Raw genomic sequence first — 5,315 nt, forward strand, 5'->3', positions numbered from 1 at the left:
AGTATTGCGATCTTTAAGCGGCACGGCTGAAGCTTCTCGTAAGGTAATCAAACCGTTACTGGTTAAGCCAATTGCTCCGGTTTGATAAAACGGATGTAAGCGCTCATGACGTTGTTTCATTTTCGCCTGTAAGGCATTAATGGCCGGCGAATTAATATTGATATTAGCTTCTGCATGGACAGGCGACACCATCCAGTTCAATACTTTTAACGCAACAGGAGTATTATGGTTTACTTCACTGGTCTCCTTCTCCTCAGGCGCACTCGGTTGCGGTTGGGTTTCCCGTCCCCATACATCTTCAATAATTCTGTCTGCGGCTTTTTCAGCGGCAGCAGCAGGGAAATAAATATTGATGGTGACGCAGGAAATCAGCATCAAGCCCGCTGTAGTGCCCATTAACCATTTAAATAAACGCATTAGACTTTCCTTTATTGAATGACCGGTCCGTCGCTCTGACTGACCGCTTTTAATCTGGCAATTAATTCCGGCCAATCCACCTCCCGGGTGTAGCCGACTACATTAATCCATGGAGGCAGACCGCCACCTTTGACAATATAGTAACCCTGCTCGGTTGCTTCGATACCATCCATTTGACAGACCGAATTCATCAACCGACAACTTAGACCAATTTTCTGATAGGAAAAATCTTCAAACAAGCCCATAAAGCCCCGCGATAAAATCGCACTCGGACCACCACCTATCTGCGAAATATTATTCACTGCACGCTGACTGATTCGACGGCGCCCAGGATCCTTGTCCGGCGTCATAAATACCGCATCAAATTGCACGGGTTGCCAGTTGGATAAGCGAAGATTATGTATTCGCCCGTTAATTTTGCCGCTTATATTACCAAAATCAAAGGTACTGGTGAGTGTCTGTAAGTCCAGACGGTTTATATCAATATTCGCATAAAGCTGAGGCAGGCTTCCAAACGGCTGTTGTAAACGAAGATCTTTTATTACCGTTGTGCCATCAAATAACTTCAATAACAGCGCCCCATCCACACTGATGATCTCGTCAGCATAACTGACTTTTGGAATCATACCGGATAATTTTCCCTGCAGTTCAGGCCAGCCCAGCAAACGGCTTAGCTGATCCATCGAAACCGGACTTAATAAGCCCTGAAACTGCCAGCGTGTTCCCTGTTCTTCTGCCAGACTTAATTGAAAATTATTCAGTGTTAATTCACCGTCCAGAATTGGTAATAACAAACTGTCGGTAAACTGAATCTGATTCTGACTGACTTCTGCCTGCAAAGTTGAGCCGCCCAAAGGCATCGATAAAACTGATGCGGATTGCCAGCTTAATATGACCGGCAATACCGCCGTTTGGTTGGTCCAGGCCATTTGCCCTCCGAGCCTGTCAATGCTGAATCGCCCAGCCTCATCTGCCAAACTGACTGACTGCAGATCCACTATGAATTGATACTGCTCATTGTCCCATTGGATATCGGCATCAAGTTGCCCGCTTGCCTGCAAGTGACTCAGCGAGGATCCCGGAATAAACGGCTGCAGCCAGTCTTTATACAATATGCTTATGTCACTGCTATTCAGATCCATTTTCAGGTGTTGTAATTGCGTATTTTGCCCCTGCAATTGTCCCGCTGCCTGAACAGATTCTCCGTGTTCAAACCGCAGCTTTTGTATCTGCCAACGTTGTTCGTTGAAAGAAAGTTGCCCCTCACTGCTTAGCATGACGGGCTGTTCAGCCAAATCTAAAAATATGGGTTCAAAATAGGCCTGCCCATCATCGACAGTCAGGGTTTGTTCCCAGCGCCAGCTTCCCGACTCGGCTTGCAGTTCCAGCGTGAGCTGCGCGTCTACTGTTTCTGCTACATAACGTCCACTGGGGTCAGAAAATCCGACATTACTTAGTGCGCCGGTAACCGAAGCTGATGTCAGATTTTGCTGCTGGCCTTTTAGTTTAGCCTCAATATCGGCGATGACATTAACATTCCATTGTGAAAACAGATTAAGCTGTTGCTGGTTAATATAGGGGCTGACAACACGCATCAGGCTCGCCAGTGCAAGTTGCTGTCCGGTTAGCTCAGCTTGCCAGTCGCCTTGTTGATAACTGGCCTGAATGGATAATTGGCCTTGCTCAATCCGAATGTTTTTAAGTGAAAGCTGATAATTGTCTTCTTCGACCTGGGATTGAACGCTAAACGATAATTTTTGACTGCCCCATTGTGCATGAGTGAAGTCGACTTGACCGGCCTGACAGTCAATTTGTCCGGATACCCAGCGTAGCGTGTCACAACGAAGTCTGACATCTGATAATCGGCCAAAAGGTTCAGCTAACTGAACACCGTTGGCAGTGGCGCTAATAACCAACCCCGTGGTTTTTAAATCAATTTCCACTTGCAAACCACTGATATCAACCTGTTCGCTTGACCAGTTACCAATCTGGATTGATACCTGTTCTATTGCACAGACCGATGTGGCTGATACGAGTAACAAAACCGTTAAAAACAGGGTCAGTTTATTTTTCATGGGCGCCTCTGTTGTGACTCTGAAAAATCAACAGACCCTCGTGGATATCCCGTCGTGGCGGACATTACTCTGCAGGGAACACACCCGTGGAAAGGTAACGATCACCACGGTCGCAAATAATACAGACGATTACCGCATTGCTGACAGTTGCCGATAAACGTAATGCCGCAGCAACACTGCCGCCTGATGAAACGCCACAGAAGATACCTTCTTCACTGGCGAGTCGACGCATCGTTTCTTCAGCAACGTCCTGCTCCATATCCAGCGTCAGATCAACTCTTTCCGGTTCAAAGATTTCCGGCAGGTAGGCTTCTGGCCAACGTCTGATGCCGGGAATTTTTGCACCGTCAACCGGTTGCACACCAACAATCTGCACCGCTGAATTCTGTTCTTTTAGATATCTGGATACCCCCATAATCGTGCCGGTGGTTCCCATGGCACTGACAAAATGGGTTACTTCACCTTTTGTATCACGCCAGATTTCCGGCCCGGTAGTTTCATAGTGTGCCAGGGGATTATCAAAATTACCGAACTGGTTCAGTACTTTACCCTCTCCCATCGCCTGCATTTGCAACGCCAAATCGCGTGCCGACTCCATTCCATCGGTCAGGATAATTTCTGCGCCATAAGCCCGCATTGATGCACGGCGTTCCTGACTCATGCTTTCCGGCATAATCAAAATCATGCGATACCCCAGAATGGCCGTGACCATTGCCAGAGCAATACCGGTATTACCACTGGTGGCTTCAATCAGTGTATCGCCCGGTTGGATATCGCCACGTTGCTGCGCATGACGAATCATACTGGCGACCGGCCGATCTTTTACAGAGCCTGCAGGATTATTGCCTTCCAGCTTGCCCAGAATGATATTACTGGTCTCACCGGGAAGGCGCTGCAAACGCACCAGCGGTGTATTCCCAATAAAAGATTCAATCGTCGGATATTCAGCCATCTCAGCCTTCCACTAATACAACGTAAGCGGTGGCATAATCGCCATCATCACTCAGACTGAGCATGGCCGTCTGAATATTTTTTTGGGATAATAATCGCTCGGCATAGTCATGAAATATCAGCTCTGGTTTACCCAGACTATTATTGCGAACTGCAATATGCTGCAGGCTCAGACCATCACGAAATCCAGTTCCCAGTGCTTTAGCTGCGGCTTCTTTAGCGGCAAAGCGTTTTGCCAGAAATGCTGCCGGTTGCTTGTTTTTTTGAAATTGCTCGAACTCGCTGGCATCCAGAATTCGCTGCGCCGCTTTATCGCCGTATTTGTTTAACATTTCTGTTATCCGCGGAATATGCACTAAATCTGTGCCAATACCACTGATCATCCGCGACGGGCTTCCAGCATCAATTGCTTCATTTCACGAACTGCAGACTGAAAGCCAGTAAAAAATGAGCGAGCCACAATGGCATGACCGATATTGAGTTCAACCAACTCTTTAATAGCTGCAATCGGCTGCACATTGTGATAATGCAAACCATGACCGGCATTAACCTGCAGTCCCAGTGCATGAGCTTGTTCAGCAGCTTTACGGATAATTTTCAGTTCCTTTTTAGCTTCTGCAGCGGAACTGGCTTCTGCGTAACGACCTGTATGCAATTCAATCACCGGAGCACCGCAGGCAACAGCTGCTTCAATCTGTTTTAATTCCGGATCAATAAACAATGAAACTGTTACTCCAGCTTCAGCCAGGCGAACGCAGGCATCATGCATACGTGATTGCTGACCGGCAACATCCAGTCCACCTTCGGTCGTGAGTTCCTCACGACGTTCCGGTACCAGGCAACAATCGGCTGGTCGATAATGTTCGGCAATGCTGAGCATTTCTTCGGTGACCGCCATCTCCAGATTCATTTTAGTTTGCAGAATATCCGCCAGCATTTTGACATCGCGATCCTGGATATGCCGGCGGTCTTCGCGTAAATGCAATGTAATGCTGTCAGCTCCGGCTTGTTCGGCTTCAATAGCCGCCTGAATCGGATCGGGGTAACGGGTACCGCGGGCTTGTCTTAACGTAGCCACATGATCAATATTGACGCCAAGATAAATCGACATGATGTTCCTTAATTAACTGTTTTTAGTTCCGGCATAACGCTGCATTTCTGCAAACAACTGCCGGCTTTTCAGCGGTTTGCCATCTAAATAATAGTTTATTATTAAACGCATAAGCTGCTTTGTTTCATTCAGGCTAGTCGGATCATTCAGATTTTCCTGCAACAGTTGTAACAAACTGGCACCTGAAATAATGCGCTTTGTGTCATTTACCAGACAAAGCTGCAACCCTTGATCAGGCTGATAGCTGTAATGCAGGTGCTGCTCAACCGGTTCACCCTGGCTGTCTGTGGTCAAATCCAGACCATACCCCAAAGCTTCGAGCAAGCGCTTTTCAAAAAGTCTCAGCACCTGTTCCGCCTGGTCAGCTTCTTGCAATCCTTCCAATGCTTTCTGATAGGCCTCAAACACCAATGGTTCAGGTTGCTGTTGCATCAGCAATCTGACCAGTAATTCATTGATGTACAAACCACACAAAGTAGCATTTCCCTGCAACCAATAGGGTGCACTGATGGTTTCAACTTTACTGAGTGTGAGTAAATCACCACGACCAAACCAGTTCAACCACAATGGCTGAAATAATTGCAGAGGATTATTATGACGACGTTTACTTTGTCGCATCCCCCTCGCCACCAGACTTAAACGACCATAATCGGCAGTAAACACGTCCAGCAGCAAGCTGGTTTCACGATAAGGACGTTGATGTAATACAAATGCCTGGGTGAATTCCACAGGATTGCCTAATCAAAGATCGTCGTTATAAG

At 47.2% G+C, this 5,315-nt stretch carries 6 protein-coding genes; all 6 read right to left on the reverse strand.

Features of this window, described 5'->3' with window-relative positions:
• Positions 1-417, reverse strand: a 417-nt coding sequence (locus B3O33_RS15505; protein WP_292363930.1) for a DUF1318 domain-containing protein, incomplete at its 3' end; no start/stop codon positions are given.
• A gap of 11 nt (positions 418-428) precedes the next feature.
• Complete coding sequence (locus tag B3O33_RS15510) at positions 429-2,492, reverse strand: hypothetical protein (RefSeq protein WP_292361735.1); 2,064 nt, start codon at positions 2,490-2,492, stop codon at positions 429-431.
• Positions 2,493-2,556: 64 nt separating this feature from the next.
• Positions 2,557-3,444 (reverse strand): cysteine synthase CysM, encoded by an 888-nt coding sequence (gene cysM / locus B3O33_RS15515; RefSeq protein WP_292361734.1) that lies wholly within the window; start codon positions 3,442-3,444, stop codon positions 2,557-2,559.
• Position 3,445: 1 nt separating this feature from the next.
• A complete protein-coding gene (gene acpS, locus B3O33_RS15520; protein WP_292361733.1) occupies positions 3,446-3,826 on the reverse strand; it encodes a holo-ACP synthase in 381 nt (126 codons plus the stop codon).
• Positions 3,823-4,554 carry a pyridoxine 5'-phosphate synthase gene (gene pdxJ, locus B3O33_RS15525; RefSeq protein ID WP_292361732.1) on the reverse strand — a complete coding sequence of 244 codons (732 nt, stop codon included), beginning with the start codon at positions 4,552-4,554 and terminating at the stop codon, positions 3,823-3,825. Before pdxJ ends, acpS begins: the two co-directional genes overlap by 4 nt.
• Before the next feature lie 12 nt (positions 4,555-4,566).
• Positions 4,567-5,283 carry a DNA repair protein RecO gene (recO, locus tag B3O33_RS15530; protein WP_292361731.1) on the reverse strand — a complete coding sequence of 239 codons (717 nt, stop codon included), beginning with the start codon at positions 5,281-5,283 and terminating at the stop codon, positions 4,567-4,569.
• Between the last annotated feature and the right edge of the window lie 32 nt (positions 5,284-5,315).

It is taken from the genome of Methylophaga sp. UBA1464 (assembly GCF_002325665.1).
Lineage (GTDB): Bacteria > Pseudomonadota > Gammaproteobacteria > Nitrosococcales > Methylophagaceae > Methylophaga.

Coding starts and splice junctions, on each gene's coding strand:
- B3O33_RS15510 (WP_292361735.1), bottom strand. CDS start 2,492: ATGAAAAATAAACTGACCCTGTTTTTAACGGTTTTGTTACTCGTATCA.
- cysM (WP_292361734.1), bottom strand. CDS start 3,444: ATGGCTGAATATCCGACGATTGAATCTTTTATTGGGAATACACCGCTG.
- acpS (WP_292361733.1), bottom strand. CDS start 3,826: ATGATCAGTGGTATTGGCACAGATTTAGTGCATATTCCGCGGATAACA.
- pdxJ (WP_292361732.1), bottom strand. CDS start 4,554: ATGTCGATTTATCTTGGCGTCAATATTGATCATGTGGCTACGTTAAGA.